Source organism: Bacillus sp. BACIII (genome assembly GCF_057836745.1).
Genome location: NZ_CM174437.1, coordinates 2,027,595 through 2,042,931, shown reverse-complemented (window position 1 = coordinate 2,042,931; position 15,337 = coordinate 2,027,595). Strand labels below are relative to the sequence as shown.

Sequence of the window (15,337 nt, the reverse complement as noted above, 5' to 3'; positions counted from 1 at the left end):
AAACCCCGCATCCTTTTTTTATTTGCCGTTTTTTAGAATGTGAAAGATCTTTTTCGCCTGATCCGTGTTGTTTAAAAGTCCTGTAAACGATTCTTTTCCCGGTCCGTATGCGTAAACCGGAACTTCTTCGCCCGTATGATCGCCGGTTGTCCAGCCGCTGTTGGTTTTCGCATTAAAGAGCTTAATGATCGCTTTGTAGGCGCCCTTGTCCTTATCCTGCTTTGCCGCCGTTTCGATCTGGTTGATTTCGGCTTTTGAGCATTTCAGGCCGGTATAACGCGCAAGTACGGAAGATACGGATTTGCCCGCTTTGATTTGGTCAGCCATAAATGCCGGTGTTTTTTTCGCGGCAAGAATCGGTTCAACATGCCAGTTTTTATCGTTATTCGCGCCGATCGTCAATCCGCCGGTCGTATGATCAGCAGTGGCAATGACAAGCGTATGTTTGTCCTTTTTGGCAAATGCGATCGCTGCTTTATACGCTTTTTCAAAATCCTTCATTTCGCTCATTGCGCCGACGATATCATTGTCATGTCCGGCCCAGTCAATTTGGCTGCCTTCGACCATTAAGAAAAACCCTTTTTTATTCTTATTCAATCTGTCGATCGCCGCTGTTGTCATGTCTTCTAATGAAGGCACGTCGTTTGAGCGGTCGATTGCTTTGTCGAGTCCGCCATCGGCAAACAGGCCGAGAACGTTTTTATTGCGGTCCTTTTTAAGCTCCTGTTTTGATGTCACGTAGCTGTATCCCGCTTTTTTGAAATCCTTCGTTATATTGCGGTCTTTACGGATAAAGTTTGATTTGCCGCCGCCGAGGAGTACATCCACTTTCTGCTTCCCGTTGATCCGGTCATCAAAGTAGCTGCTTGCGATTTCATCCATATTTTTTCTTGATTTGTTATGCGCGCCGAAAGCCGCAGGGGTGGCGTGGGCAATCTCTGAAGTTGCGACAAGTCCGGTGGATTTGCCTCTTTGTTTCGCTTCTTCGAGGACAGATTTTACCCGCTTTCCTTTTTTATCGACTCCGATCGCCGCGTTATACGTTTTCACGCCGGTGGCCATTGCCGTGCCGGCTGCCGCGGAATCGGTGATAGTGGAATCAGGATCATTAGGATAAGTCATCATCATGCCGGTGAGATTGGGGTCAAATGCCGTCAGTTTCATGCCGTCTGAGGGCTTTCCTTTGTTAATGACCGAACGGTAGGCGTTCATGTAAGGCGCTCCCATTCCGTCTCCGACCATGAAGATGACGTTTCTGATCTCATTTTTGTCAGGCTGTTTTTTTGCCGCAGCCTGTTCGGAGTGCTGAAATCCCGCACCCGCAATCAAACCGGCTGTCAGCACGGATACGGCTGCCGCCGGCAGAAGTTTTGACCGAACCTGTTTAAATAGACTCATTCTCAAATCGTCCTCCTTTAATCGTGGTCTGCATGTCTAATGGTAGGGGATGTTTGTAAAGAACGCCTGTCCCTCCTGTAAATTTCAGGTGAAACATTGTTAGAAATGTAAATTCCCAAGTAAGGTTATGTTTTCAAGAAAAAGTGAAAATCATTCACTTTTTCAAAAAAGATGAGGGTTTTTTTAACAAGGGGTAATATGGAAAATAAATTTCTTTATTTTCCAAAACGCGAGGATCACAGGAAAAAAACATGACAAAAAGACTCTTTTTTCGTCACGTTTGAAATCAAATTGAAATATTTAATACCCTTAAAAACTTTTTTCAAAAACGAATTAGTAAGAAATTTGTCACGGGAAGTCAAGTCTATTTCTAGTGGAAATTGAACCTTATAATAGGAAACAGATAAAAACTTTAAAAAAGAGACTTATAAAATAGATAGAATCATTCAGGGAGGAAAAAATGAAAAAGCAACTTGTTACAGCAACGACGGCAGTGGTTTTAGGGACGACTTTGTTTGCGGGTGCGGCATCTGCGCAAACAATTAAGGTAAAAAAAGGCGATACATTATGGGGACTTTCAAATCGGTACGGAACGTCAATTAATTCCATTAAATCTGAGAACAAATTAAAATCGGATATCATTTACATCGGCCAGACGCTTTCGATCAATGGTAAATCATCTTCAGGTTCAAATTCGGGCAGCAAGTCATCATCGTCTACATATAAAGTCGTAAAAGGCGACAGCCTTTGGAAAATTGCGAACAAATATAAAATGACTGTAAACCAATTGAAAAGTTTAAACGGTTTAAAAACGGACATGATCCGCATCGGGCAAGTGCTTAAAGTAAAAGGATCAACTTCCGGTTCAGCGTCTTCAGGTTCTTCGTCATCAAAGCAGCCTTCATCCAGCCATAATGCTGCACAGACGAGCCTGAATGTAAACAAGCTGATTTCTGATGCGCAATCTTTAATCGGCACGCCGTATGTATGGGGCGGAACAACGACTTCCGGCTTTGACTGCAGCGGATTTATCTGGTACCTTCTGAACAAACAGACGAGTGTCGGAAGAACAAGCACTGCGGGTTACTGGAGCTCAATGAAGAGCGTGTCCAGCCCGTCTAAAGGCGACTTCGTCTTCTTTACAACCTATCAGGCCGGCCCTTCACACATGGGTGTGTACATCGGAAACAACAAGTTCATCCATGCCGGTTCCGACGGCGTCGCAACAAGTGACCTGAATAACAGCTACTGGAAGCCGCGCTACCTGGGCGCGAAAAGATTCTAGCAGCCAGAGAAACCCGTTCATCAGAACGGGTTTTTTATTTAGAGGGAACAGCGCTCCATATGTTTCACCTAAAAATGAAAATGTGATAAAAAATCTAAAAAGGTTTTCTTTTTTTCATTTTCATGGAGGGCGATGGCGTAGGCGCCCGCGCTCGGCATCTGGGCGAAATCGCACGGGATTTCTATTATGCTGCCTTCGGCGAGTTCGGCCCGTACCGCTGACAGAGGCAGAAATGAGACGCCCAGCCCCTCTTTAATAAATCGTTTCGTAATATGTGTCTGTGTCACCTTCATCGTTCTGACAAAGGGGAACTGTATTCTGACCTGACGGAGCAAATCATCCCAATAGTCAGGATGGTTATGGGTCAAAAGCAGATATCGTCCGAGCAGGTCTTTCACTTCATCCGCTTTCCCTGATTCTGGTTTTCGGCCGGGGGGCGCGACGAGCACAACGGGGTCATTGTACAGGGGGCGGCATGTGAGGGAAGATGATTGCACCTTTAAGCAGCTCAGTCCGATATCGGCTGAGCCGTTTCTGATTTGAGAGGCGATTTCTTCCGATTCGTAAATGGTGACCGTCATTTCGGTCTCTTTATTGTCCTCTGTGTAACGCTTCATGACAGACGGAAGAACGGTGTCGGCGATAAGCGGCGAAACAGCGAGCGTCAGCGTGTGGAAGTAGCCTTGGCGAACCCTGTGCAGCTCCGCCATGCTGTTTTCATAGTCTTCCAAAAGCCTCATGGCAAACGGAACGTATGCTTTTCCTTCCTCCGTCAATTGTATTTTCCGGCCGCTTCGCTGAAACAGCTTACAGCTGATTTCTTTCTCTAACAATTTTATATGAACGGTGACGGTCGGCTGGGATAAAAAAAGTGTTTCCGCCGTTTTTCTGAAATTCTCATATTTTGCTGCGGTGACGAAGGTGTGAAGCCATTTAAAATCCATAGATGCACTCCTCTGATTAAAAGTTTTAATTAATTCCCTTAAAAATATTCATTATTTTTTAAATATTATATTTACTATAATAACAGAAAGAGGATAAGGGGGAATGAAATTGATTTATCATGGATTGAAAGGAATTACTTGTGCAGAAACGGCGATCAGCCACATTGACGGAGAAAAGGGGCATTTGATATATCGCGGATATAACGCGAAGGATATCGCGCTCCAATCCAGTTTTGAAGAAGCGGCGTATCTCATCTTAAACGGGACGCTTCCTGATGAACAGCAATTGCTTGCGTTTCAGGAAAAACTTGCAGCCGAGCGCGGACTGCCGAAACATCTGATCGACCTGCTGGAAACGCTTCCGGACAATATGGACGATATGGCGGTGCTGAGAACGGCTGTTTCAGGTTTGGGGACAGATTCATTTACATATCCGCCTAAGCCGGAAGAAGCGATTAAACTGATTGCCGTCACACCGACGATTATTGCGTACAGATACCGCCGTAAACAAGGGCAGGAAGCACTGCCGCCTGAGGCGCGATACGGGCACGTTGAAAACTATTTGTATATGCTGACCGGCAGGCAGCCGTCCGAAGCTCAAAAGAAAGCGCTTGAAACGTATATGATTCTGGCGATGGAGCACGGGATGAATGCATCGACTTTTTCAGCGAGAGTCACCGTTTCCACTGAATCCGACTTAGTGTCTGCCGTCACTTCCGCACTGGGCACGATGAAAGGGCCGCTGCACGGAGGCGCGCCTTCCGGTGTAACGAAAATGCTTGAAGACATTGGACAGAAAGAAAACGCAGAAGCATATTTGACAGCAAAGCTTATGAGGGGAGAGCGCCTGATGGGCTTCGGGCACAGAGTATACAAAACAAAAGATCCGCGGGCGGAAGCATTGCGCATAAAGGCTGAAGAGGTGGCCGGAAATGATCCGTCGCTTGATTTGGCGCTTTATGTGGAGAAGGAAGCTATCCGTTTATTAGAGCAATATAAGCCCGGACGGAAGCTGTATACAAATGTAGAATTTTACGCGGCGGCCGTCATGCAGGCTATTGATGTGGATAATGCTTTGTTTACGCCGACTTTTTCGGCAAGCCGAATGGCGGGCTGGTGCGCACACGTGCTTGAACAGTCAGCTGACAACATGATTTTCAGGCCGTCTGCGCAATACACCGGAGCCTTTCCCGAAACGGCTCAGCAGCTTTAAGCATCGGCATATTTGTCCGTTTAGTGATCCGCACTCCGTGGTATCGTCTCAGTAATACCAAATGCAGGAGTGTGAGAACATGAATCCGATGGACAGACAGACAGAAGGTCAAAAACCGCAGGTGCAAAACCGCCAGCCCGGCACTGAGTCAGAAATGGAGCCGAAACCGCTCTTGGAATACCCGGATGTAAAAGGGTCGGGCAGACTAAAAGGAAAAGTCGCCGTCATCACGGGCGGAGACAGCGGCATCGGCGCAGCGGCTGCGATTGCTTACGCGAAGGAGGGAGCAGATCTTGCCATCCTGTACCTTGACGAACATGCCGATGCCGAGAGAACGAAAAAGCGTGCGGAAGAATGTCAGGCCGAATGCCTGTTAATTCCGGGAGACGTCGGTGATGAGGCGCATTGTCAGAAGGCGGTCCGGCAAGTGTTGGATCACTACGGAAAAATTGATATTCTTGTGAATAATGCCGCTGAGCAGCATCCGCAAAACGGGATCCTTGATATTACGGCTGAACAGCTGGAGAAGACCTTCCGCACAAACATGTTTTCCATGTTTCATATGACAAAGGCTGTGCTGCCTCATCTGAAAAGAGGGAGCGCCATTATTAACACAACATCTATTACCGCTTATCAGGGCGATACATCATTGATTGACTATTCGTGCACGAAAGGCGGCATCGTTTCCTTTACACGTTCGATGGCGAAGTCATTGGCCGATCAGGGGATCAGGGTAAATGCAGTGGCCCCGGGCCCGATCTGGACCGCTTTGATCCCTGCGACATTTACTGAAGAAAAGGTGGAAAAGCACGGTCTGGATACCCCGATGGGAAGACCGGGACAGCCTGCTGAACACGCCGGAGCCTACGTGCTTTTGGCTTCAGACGAATCTTCCTATATGACAGGACAGACCATTCACGTAAATGGAGGCAGATTTATTTCAACATAATCCTTAAGTCTTATCCCGCACTTTTAAAAGTGCGGGATTTTTATTTCTATATAATGTTAAAAAACCTGTCGTCAGGTCAATCGTGAATTCAAAGATGATAATAGGCGTTAACCCGCTGTAATAACGGGACGTTTTCCCATTCATGTTCTGTTTTGTAAATACATTAAATTTAATATAGAGAATTTTCAAAAAAGTTATTTTCATTTTTTTATTTTTCGTTATAATATGATGTAGGAGAAAGGAATGATGTATTGAGACATTTCATGCGAAAAATAAGAATTTAGTCATTATCGTTGTTGTTATCTGAATATTCTAACTTAAGAGATTGATATACAAGGAGTGAAGCGGATGAAGGGGAGCATATTCAGAAAGAAAAGCATTCAGGACCTGCTTGCCGCAACGGGCGGCGAAAAGTCGCTGAAAAGGGAATTGGGGGCCTTTGATCTGACCCTTCTCGGGATAGGGGCCATCATCGGAACGGGTATTTTTGTTTTAACCGGAACAGGCGCAGTTACGGCTGGACCCGGGCTGACCGTTTCATTTGTCATAGCCGCTTTAGCATGTTTATTTGCGGCTTTGTCATATGCTGAATTTGCTTCAAGCGTCCCGGTTTCAGGTTCCGTCTACACATTTACTTATGCGACATTGGGTGAACTTCTCGCGTTTATCATCGGATGGGATTTAATCTTGGAATATATGCTCGCCGTCAGCGCGGTTTCGGTCGGCTGGTCCGGTTATTTTCAATCATTTTTGGCGGGGGTCGGCATCCATCTTCCGACCGCATTAACGGCCGCTCCGGGTTCTGTTAAAGGCACGGTCACATTCTTTAATCTTCCAGCATTTGTTATTGTGCTTGCGATTACATTCCTTCTCTACTTAGGCATTAAGGAATCGAAGCGGGTCAATAATATTATGGTAATTCTGAAAATTCTGGTTGTTTTGTTGTTTATCGCCGTTGCGGCCGTATATGTCAAACCGCACAACTGGCAGCCGTTTATGCCGATGGGGTTCGGCGGTGTTTTCAGTGCCGCGGCGCTCGTTTTCTTCTCCTTTATCGGTTTTGACGCCGTCTCTTCCGCCGCAGAGGAAACGAAAAATCCGGCGAAGGATCTGCCGAAAGGAATTATTTTTTCATTAATCATCTGCACCGTGCTGTATGTGACCGTATCGGCGATTATGACGGGCGTTGTACCGTTTGCCGGTTTTGAAGGCGTTGACCATCCCGTTTCTCTCGTCCTGCAGATGGCGGGTCAGAATTGGGTGGCCGGGATTATTGATATCGGCGCAGTGTTGGGAATGACGACGGTGATGCTCGTCATGCTGTACGGCCAGACGAGGGTGATGTTTGCCATGTCCCGTGACGGTTTAGTGCCGGGGGCGCTTTCAAAAGTCCATCCGAAGCATAAAACGCCGCACGTGGTGACGTGGGTGTTCGGTATTCTGTCGGCATTGCTGGGAGCGCTCGTCCCGCTTGATGAACTGGCGAAGCTCGTAAACATCGGAACGCTTGCCGCGTTTGTCATGATTTCCGTGGCGGTTATCGTGCTGAGAAAGAAACAGCCTGATCTGCCGAGGGCTTTTAAATGTCCGGGAGTTCCCTTTATTCCGATGTTGTCCATTCTGTTCTGCGTGTTTTTGATTATTAACCTTGGCGCTGCCACTATCATCCGTTTCTTTATCTGGCTGATCATAGGTCTGGTGATTTATTTCTTATATTCGAGAAAGCATTCGAAATTAAACGGATAATTGGCAAAAGGAGCGGTATCTGCCGCTCTTTTTGTGTTTTTCAGAATAGTTAAACATATTGAAATGGGCTTAAGTTATCGCGGTGAATAAGGGATAATATAGGGCGGAAGGGAAGTGGAAAGTGGTGTCTGACCAAAAAAGGGTTCAATGGGCCTCAAAAATAGGATTTATTATGGCCGCCGCCGGTTCGGCGATCGGCCTGGGAGCCATTTGGAAGTTCCCTTACGTAGCGGGTACAAACGGGGGAGGCGCTTTTTTTCTTGTATTCGTCCTCTTTACCGTGCTTTTAGGCTATCCGCTTTTGCTCGGTGAATTTATTTTCGGAAGACGGAGCCAGACAAACGCGATTGATGCCTACAAACAAGCCGCGCCGAAGTCGGTATGGCACCTTACGGGTTATGTGGGTGTGGCGGCCTGTTTTTTAGTTTTGTCTTTTTACAGTGTTGTCGGCGGGTGGATTTTGCTCTATGTGCTGAAAGCCGTTACCGGTTCTTTATCCGGGCTCACTCAGGAGCAGTACGGCACGGTATTCGGGACGGTCATTGAAAATCCGCTCCAGACTCTCGCCGCACAGCTGGTATTTATGATCATGACGGTGGCGGTCGTCGCAAAAGGCGTGCAGAAAGGGATTGAACGTGTCAGTGCGGTGCTGATGCCGATTTTATTCGTGCTGTTTCTGCTGCTTGTGCTGCGTTCTGTCACGCTTGACCATGCCGTTGAGGGAATTAAATTTTTATTGGTTCCGCACTTTGAAGATTTGACGCCGGAATCCATCCTTTATGCTTTAGGACAGGCGTTTTTTACATTAACGCTCGGCGTATCGGTCATGGTGACGTACAGTTCGTATCTGCCGAAAAACCAAAACCTTCCGGGATCGGCGGGTTCCATTGTCATCATGAATGTGCTCGTCACGCTGTTTGCGGGACTGGCCATTTTTCCGGCGGTTTTTTCGTTCGGCTTTAAACCGGATGAAGGGCCTACACTGCTGTTTACCGTACTGCCGGCTGTGTTTGACCGGCTGCCGTTCGGCTCGCTGTTTTTCATCAGCTTTCTGGCGGTCTTTTTCTTTGCCGCACTGACTTCGGCCTTTTCGATGGTGGAAATTATCGTGGCGACTGTAGGGAAAGGTGATGAAACGAAAAGGAAGAAGCTGTCGTGGACAAGCGGTCTGCTCATTTTCTTAGTCGGAATTCCGTCGTGTTTATCATACGGTGTTCTCAGTGATGTTCATTTGTTCGGAAAAACGTTTTTTGATCTGGCGGATTTCACAGTGAGCAATGTGCTGATTCCGCTCGGCGCTTTATTAATATCAATCTTCATCCCGCTGAAAATACCGAAGCGGGAGCTGTTTGCCGAGATGAAAAGCGGTTCCGCCGTCGGCTATCGTTTCTTTCAGCTGTGGTATTTCCTTTTGAAATATCTTGTGCCGCTGGCTATCATTGTCGTATTGCTGCATTTAATCGGCGTTCTTTCATTTTAAAAAAACAGGCCCTGTCAAAGGGCCTCAGCTTGTAGAGAAAACGATGTTTTTTCTACAAGCTTTTTTGTTTTATACAGTTTCTTTAGATATTCATCAGGTTTCAGATGCAGAAAAAGAGCTCCCACATGCCTAGCCTTGTTTGGCTAGGTATGTGGCAATCTTCTTCATATTCTGGCATGCGGCTGTGAGGAGGACTTGCTCGCTCACATTCCGCTTTCCCCTCAACCTGCAATAGCGAAGCCCATGCAGCTGTTTTGAATCTGCAAAGCTTCGCTCTATTTTTTCTTTTCTTTTTTTGTAGAGGTTTTTTCCTGAAACAGACAAGCGATTTTGTCTGACCCTTTCTTTATGGTCCTCCCATACATGCCGGGTGATGACCTTTTGGCGGTTCTTTGATTTTGTGCATTGTGCAAGCAATGGGCATGCGGAACAGATTTCAGGATTTGATTTATATGACCGGTAGCCTTTTCGGTCAGTTGTTGAGTATGTAAGTGTTTGGTGATTTGGACAAATGTATCTATCTTGTTCACTGTCATAATGAAATTTCCATTTTGGAAACAAGCCTCTGGCAGGGTGATATCGTCTATAGGCAATAACGCCAAAAATATGGCGGTCAGCTAATCCTTTACAGATCGGGGTCGTTAAATAACCAGAATCAAGAGCGACGGCTTCTACATCAAAATCAAATCGTGCGATTTGGTGATCCAATCGGTCAAGATAAGGTACAGAATCATGGACATTTCCGGGCGTGACATAGGCGTCGGTGATAATGTTATGTTTCATATCCGTTGTTCGGTGATCTAAATAAAAGAAACCCTCCGGTTTATTTTCACGATACATATATCCACTTTCCGGATCAGTTGTACTGTGGCGGATCTCTTTTTCAGCTTTCACCTCCTCTTTGACTTTTAACGGCTTTTTTCCGTGTTCCTCCCGATCCTCTTGTATGGCTTCATTTAAATCCTTGATATAGTTTTGGGTATCCTGCGCAATTGTTTTTCTTGTGTATTTATGCTTGTTGGCATTGGCTTTCAGATGAGTTGAATCAGTGAATAGGACACGTCCGCCCACCATGTCATGATTGATGGCCTGAAGAACGATCTCATCAAAGATGTCTTGGAAGATGGTTGTATCTTTAAAGCGTGTGCGTCTGTTCCAGCTGATGGTGGAGTGATGCGGAACTGGATCATTTATGTTCAATCCGAGAAACCATCTGTATGCCATATTGTAGTAAATTTCTTTTTCGAGCTGTCTTTCTGAACGGATACCGTAGAGGTAGCCGATAAACATCATTTTGAATAAAATCAGCGGATCGAGTGAAGGGCGGCCTTTGTTTTCGCTGTAGTAAGGCTTAACCTTTTCAATGATAAAAGAGAAGTCTATGTGTTTATCAATTTTTCGAAGCAGATGATCTTCTTCGACGAGTTGGTCAAGCAAAACAAATTCGGCTGTGTTTTGAGAAGAGTTTCTTGTGTGGAACATGAGAAAGACACCGTCCTTTTTAGTCTTTCTTTTATTTTAATACAGGAGAATGGATATTTTAAGGAAAAATAAAGGCTGTCGAGATTTTCTCGACAGCCTGAGGCCCTGTCAAAGGGCCTGTTTTTATTTTATGGTTAAAAACCGAATTGCAGATTCGTATCAACGGCAACGATCGTATATACACAGACAATGATGAAAAGGTTGAGGATGACGCCGAGCAGCCCCGGGCCCGTCCGGCCTTTTTTAATAAACAGCTCAATGATGCCGAACGGCACGGCGGCCATTGCAAACGGCAGCATCTGATAAGAATAGAAAGTTACATTGCTGATGATTGCCACGTTCAACAGCAGCAGCGACAAAATCGCGGTACCGACTGATATCCAGCCGAAAACATTATGCTCTTTAAAAATTCTTACCAATTCCATAATTCCACCTCACCGATGTTTGCTGCTTTTACTGTTTTGTTTTTCAGCAGACGTTCGATTTCTTTTGTCGGCCCCGTCACGACAGAGCCGTATACATTCATTCCGTGATGTTCGACATAGTCGATTCTGCTGCTCAGGTTCATGTCTTTGCGTTTCGATATCGCATGCGCCCATTTTTTATGGCGGGACATAAATTCAAGAGCGCTGGTGAATTGTTCTCTGTCTGTCTGTCCCTGCGCTTCAAAAGAGGAAGCCATCTTAGAATCTTTCCCGGGAAATCCTAACGGCTCGGCATAAGGACTGTCTTTCAGATTTTTCTCCGTTTCGACCGCGTTCCATAAAAACTTCACATCGTATTTTTTAAAGGCTGAATATACTTGGGAAGAAGGGTAGGCCCGGTCATAGGAAAGATAGACCTCAGCCACGCTGCCTTCAGGCAATTTTTTTAATGTCTGTCCGGCTTTGTCGACCGTACGCTTCTTTAAGCCGGAAGGATGGGCGAAATAATGCTTTGCCTGTGCCGCGTCTAAATCATAGTAGTTCACGGCAGGCGATTTGACCGTATCTAAAAACATTTCAATCCGTTCTCCGCCGACGGATTTCGTTTTTGTGCCGATCTGCTTTTGCAGCGGAAATTCCGTATTCATTCCAAACAGCTTCACCTGGCTTTTCAGTCCGGAGGTATCGACGAGGACGTTCGGCATTGTGGTCGCCACCGTCACGGCCGCGGTCTCCATTAATTGATTACCGGTGCTTTCTTTTCCTCCCAAACCATAATAGAGGTAGCTTCCTAAAGTGCAAAGCGGCAAAATCATCAAAGTGGAGATGACGGCGAGAACTGAAATCCGCAAATACGATTTGCGTTTTCCGTATGATAAAATGGCCTTCTGTTTTTCGGGGCTGATGCCGACGTCCCATTCCCGGTCGTCCTGCATTTCGCTTTCAATCAGCTCCTGATAGACTTCCAGCTTTTCCAGCTCTTCTTCAAAGGTGGCCATTTCCCGGTCGCTCATTTCTCCATTTTTGTATTGGTAAAAACGCTTTTTAAATTCTTCATTCATCATTAACACCTCTATTATAAAGTGCTTTCAGCCGCTGTCTGGCACGAAATAAAACACTTTTAAAATTAGCCTCTGAAATATTCATAATATGGGATGCTTCTTTGTAATTCAGTTCTTTTAAATAATACAGTGTTAAGGCCTCCCGATAATTGTCGGGAAGTTCGGACATATACCCTGTCAGCACTTCCTTGATTTCAATCTGATGAGCCGGGCTTTGAACAGCCGTCTGAAAAAGGCTCCCAATTAAGTCATCGGAAATGGTCACTTCCTTCTTATGTTTTCTGACATAATCTATAAACGCATTTCTCGCCACTTGAAAAAGCCATGGCTTTACTTTGCTGTGATCGTAGGAGTGAATGTGTATGTATGCCCTCATAAAGGTTTCCTGCAGCAAATCTTCAGCGAGATGCTTGTCTTTTGTCATGGAGAGCAGGAACCGGTAAACATCATTCATATACATTTGGTAAATTTCATCGATCGTCACTGCCTTTTCTCCCCTCTATGTTATACACGCATAAGAAAGGTTTAAAGTTGCACGTTCCATGCAAACGGCTTAATTTCATTTTCACCTCATCAAACACCATTTCTCTATAGTACCCAAAATCCGTCATAAAAGATAGAGATCGGCGGAGGAAAAATATATTTATTAGTACCAGGTAATAAAAAATATTGTTATAATAGAGAGAGAACACTTTTGATCATTACAACAAAGGAAGTGCGTTATGTATAAGTTTTGTGCAAATGCCATCAAATTCATTCTTTCTCTGCGCGGAGGAGTCAAAGTATACAATAAAGCGAATCTTCCGTCTGATAAAGGGTTCGTTATCGCCTGCACGCATGCGGGCTGGGTGGACGTCCTCACGCTCGGAGTCGGAATATTGCCTCATCAGATTCATTATATGGCGAAAAAAGAGCTGTTTCAGAAAAAGTGGATCGGAAGTTTTTTGAAGAAGATTCACGCGTTTCCGGTTGATCGTGAAAATCCGGGTCCGAGCAGCATTAAAACGCCGATTAAGCTTCTGAAGGAAGGGAAGATTGTCGGGATTTTTCCAAGCGGCACGAGAACTTCTGAAGACGTCCCGCTGAAAAGAGGGGCCGTGACCATCGCCCAAATGGGAAAAGCGCCGCTCGTTCCGGCCGCATACAGCGGACCGTCTGCGGGAAAAGAGCTGTTTAAAAAGGGAAAAATGCGGCTTATCATCGGCAAGCCGATTTTTTTGGAGGACTTTGCCGACCTTGCGCCGAAGGAGAGGCTTGCGGCCATGACAGAAGAGCTGAATGCCAGAATTAAAGACCTTGAGAAAAAACTGGAACAAATGTAAACAAAAAAGCTTGCCGTCTGTATCAGACGGGCAAGCTTTTTTTGGTTATGCTTCTTTTTGTTCAGCGGTTTCCAGCAGTTCATCAAACGCCAGTTTTTTTACTTCGATATATGCGACGTGATGGCCGTCAATTTCATTAATAATAAATTCACAGCCTTCTTCGATAATCGAGTCGTATTGTTCGACGTCGTATTTCTGTGTAAGGAACCAGCCGCCGATGGTGTCGACTTCGTCATTTTCCAAATGGATGCCGAGCAGTTCGTTCACTTGATCAATCAGAACCTTACCGTCAAGCATGTAATGGCCGTCGCCGAGTTTGCGGATTTCGTTGATTTCATCTATATCAAATTCATCACGGATTTCCCCGACGATTTCTTCGATGATGTCTTCAACGGTGACAAGTCCTGCGGTTCCGCCGTATTCGTCCGACAGAATCGCCATATGAACCCGCTCCTTCTGCATTTTCACAAGCAGGTCGTGAATCGGTGCCGACTCAATCACATGGATGATCGGATTGACAAATTCAGTAATCGGCGAGTCGACGGATACTTCGCCGCTGATGCAGGCGGTCAGCACTTCTTTAATGTTAATGACGCCGATAATATTATCTTTGTCACCCTCTTCGACAGGGTAACGGGTATATTTTTCAATCTGAATGATGTCCATCATTTCAGAAATTTTGATATCATGCGGCAGACTGACGATTTCCGTACGCGGAATCATGATTTCTTTTGCAAGTCTGTCGTCAAATTCAAAGATTTTGTTCACGTATTTAAATTCAGACTGGTTGATTTCACCGCTTTTATAGCTTTCCGATAAAATGATGCGCAGCTCTTCTTCAGAGTGGGCAAGCTCGTTTTCTGACACCGGCTCCAGGCCGAACATCTTCGTTAAAAGACGGGCGGAGTTGTTCAGAAGCCATATAAACGGGAACATGATGCGGTAAAACCAAATGAGCGGTTTTGAAAACAGCATCGAAACGGCTTCCGCTTTTTGGATGGCGACTGTTTTCGGCGCCAATTCTCCGACGACCACGTGTAAAAACGTAATGACCGCGTAGGCGAGAATAAATGAAATAATGTGCGATAGTGAGCTTGGTACGTTTATCTTTGTGAAAAGCGGATGAAGCAGGCGTTCAATCGTTGATTCGCCTAAGACACCAAGACCAATTGAAGTCAATGTTATGCCGAGCTGACACGCTGATAAATACTCATCTAAATGCGTGGTCACTTTTTTGACACCGATTGCGGCTTTATTTCCTTCTGCTATAAGCTGGTCAACCCGTGAGCCTCTGATTCTGATTATCGCAAACTCAGATGCTACGAAAAATGCCGTCAGCGCGATTAAAACCGCGACTAAAATCAAATTCACAATGTCCAATTAGAACCTTCACTCCTTTTGGGAAGATGAAGGTAACACCTCCTGTTAGTAAGATAATGGTTTAACTTAACAGCAGCATAAATGATTGAAGCACTGCAAGCTTTTCAGGAGCCAGCTTTTTTTTCAGCTGTGCGCGCTCCTCTGGTTCAAGCTTTTCAAACCGATGCAAGATCCCGGAGATGTTTTGATTCATGTGATCAATTTCCGATGCCAGATTTCCAATATCGTCAGGCAAGGCTGAAGAGGGAAACTGGTTCTCCAGTCGGTCTTTTATATCAGACAGGGCCAATCGCTGCTTTTTACAAGCGACTATAAACTTTAACCGATTGAGTGCAAGTGTATCGTAGTAACGATAGTTTGAACAAGACCTGCCAGGCTTTAAAAGCCCGAGGTTTGTGTAGTAATCCACCGTGCGTTTCGTTACACCGGCAAGCTCTGCTAATTCACTGATGCGATAAGTCTCAGCCCCATCTAAATCCCTCCCCAACCATCACGTTATAGTTATGAGAATAGTTTAATATATGAAGGGGAGTTTGCACAAGTTTATTGTTTTCCGTCTTTCTCTTGAAACCGGGCGGCATGATCCTGAAAAAGCGTTGACTGCGCTATGTAAATCTTTCATAATCATTGTAAATAGAAACGGCAGAAAAAG

At 45.5% G+C, this 15,337-nt stretch carries 14 protein-coding genes; 6 read left to right on the top strand and 8 right to left on the bottom strand.

Translation table 11 applies throughout. The features are described 5' to 3' along the window. Positions 1-18 precede the first annotated feature (18 nt). Positions 19-1,398: an alkaline phosphatase PhoA gene (gene phoA / locus ACXN9U_RS09785; protein ID WP_438421506.1), complete on the bottom strand. Its 1,380-nt coding sequence runs from the start codon at positions 1,396-1,398 to the stop codon at positions 19-21. A 460-nt stretch (positions 1,399-1,858) separates the two neighbouring features. Here phoA and ACXN9U_RS09780 point away from each other — a divergent pair, with 460 nt between their 5' ends. Next, positions 1,859-2,683 (top strand): C40 family peptidase, encoded by an 825-nt coding sequence (locus ACXN9U_RS09780; protein WP_489201573.1) that lies wholly within the window; start codon positions 1,859-1,861, stop codon positions 2,681-2,683. Positions 2,684-2,751: 68 nt separating this feature from the next. Here ACXN9U_RS09780 and citR read toward each other — a convergent pair whose 3' ends face one another. Then, positions 2,752-3,627 (bottom strand): transcriptional regulator CitR, encoded by an 876-nt coding sequence (gene citR / locus ACXN9U_RS09775; protein ID WP_489201572.1) that lies wholly within the window; start codon positions 3,625-3,627, stop codon positions 2,752-2,754. A gap of 109 nt (positions 3,628-3,736) precedes the next feature. On the opposite strand from citR, the gene ACXN9U_RS09770 reads away from it, so the two are divergent. From ACXN9U_RS09770 to ACXN9U_RS09755, 4 genes are all read left to right on the top strand, one after another. Further along, positions 3,737-4,840, top strand: a complete 1,104-nt coding sequence (locus tag ACXN9U_RS09770; protein ID WP_060965061.1) for a citrate synthase/methylcitrate synthase — start codon at positions 3,737-3,739, stop codon at positions 4,838-4,840. Between the two features lie 79 nt (positions 4,841-4,919). Next, entirely contained in the window at positions 4,920-5,789 is an 870-nt protein-coding gene (locus ACXN9U_RS09765) for an SDR family oxidoreductase (protein WP_060963190.1), read from the top strand. A 348-nt stretch (positions 5,790-6,137) separates the two neighbouring features. Beyond that, positions 6,138-7,535 carry a branched-chain amino acid transporter BcaP gene (gene bcaP / locus ACXN9U_RS09760; protein WP_060963188.1) on the top strand — a complete coding sequence of 466 codons (1,398 nt, stop codon included), beginning with the start codon at positions 6,138-6,140 and terminating at the stop codon, positions 7,533-7,535. 124 nt (positions 7,536-7,659) lie between these two features. Beyond that, positions 7,660-9,015 (top strand): sodium-dependent transporter, encoded by a 1,356-nt coding sequence (locus ACXN9U_RS09755; RefSeq protein ID WP_049628811.1) that lies wholly within the window; start codon positions 7,660-7,662, stop codon positions 9,013-9,015. Between the two features lie 129 nt (positions 9,016-9,144). Here ACXN9U_RS09755 and ACXN9U_RS09750 read toward each other — a convergent pair whose 3' ends face one another. The 4 genes from ACXN9U_RS09750 to sigM all read right to left on the bottom strand — a co-directional run bounded on the left by ACXN9U_RS09750 (position 9,145) and on the right by sigM (position 12,467). Further along, positions 9,145-10,497, bottom strand: a complete 1,353-nt coding sequence (locus ACXN9U_RS09750; protein WP_060963187.1) for an IS1182 family transposase — start codon at positions 10,495-10,497, stop codon at positions 9,145-9,147. A gap of 134 nt (positions 10,498-10,631) precedes the next feature. Continuing rightward, positions 10,632-10,922 (bottom strand): anti-sigma factor, encoded by a 291-nt coding sequence (locus ACXN9U_RS09745; protein WP_489201571.1) that lies wholly within the window; start codon positions 10,920-10,922, stop codon positions 10,632-10,634. Continuing rightward, positions 10,910-11,983, bottom strand: a complete 1,074-nt coding sequence (locus ACXN9U_RS09740) for an anti-sigma factor (RefSeq protein WP_489201570.1) — start codon at positions 11,981-11,983, stop codon at positions 10,910-10,912. Before ACXN9U_RS09740 ends, ACXN9U_RS09745 begins: the two co-directional genes overlap by 13 nt. Further along, positions 11,976-12,467 carry an RNA polymerase sigma factor SigM gene (gene sigM, locus ACXN9U_RS09735; protein ID WP_003155312.1) on the bottom strand — a complete coding sequence of 164 codons (492 nt, stop codon included), beginning with the start codon at positions 12,465-12,467 and terminating at the stop codon, positions 11,976-11,978. Before sigM ends, ACXN9U_RS09740 begins: the two co-directional genes overlap by 8 nt. 238 nt (positions 12,468-12,705) lie before the next feature. On the opposite strand from sigM, the gene ACXN9U_RS09730 reads away from it, so the two are divergent. After that, positions 12,706-13,305: a lysophospholipid acyltransferase family protein gene (locus ACXN9U_RS09730; protein WP_489201569.1), complete on the top strand. Its 600-nt coding sequence runs from the start codon at positions 12,706-12,708 to the stop codon at positions 13,303-13,305. A 45-nt stretch (positions 13,306-13,350) separates the two neighbouring features. Here the strand turns inward: ACXN9U_RS09730 and ACXN9U_RS09725 are convergent, their stop codons facing one another. Further along, on the bottom strand, positions 13,351-14,685 hold the full coding sequence (locus ACXN9U_RS09725) for a hemolysin family protein (protein WP_016938387.1): 1,335 nt from the start codon (positions 14,683-14,685) through the stop codon (positions 13,351-13,353). Between the two features lie 61 nt (positions 14,686-14,746). Next, on the bottom strand, positions 14,747-15,172 hold the full coding sequence (gene cueR / locus ACXN9U_RS09720) for a Cu(I)-responsive transcriptional regulator (RefSeq protein ID WP_016938386.1): 426 nt from the start codon (positions 15,170-15,172) through the stop codon (positions 14,747-14,749). Between the last annotated feature and the right edge of the window lie 165 nt (positions 15,173-15,337).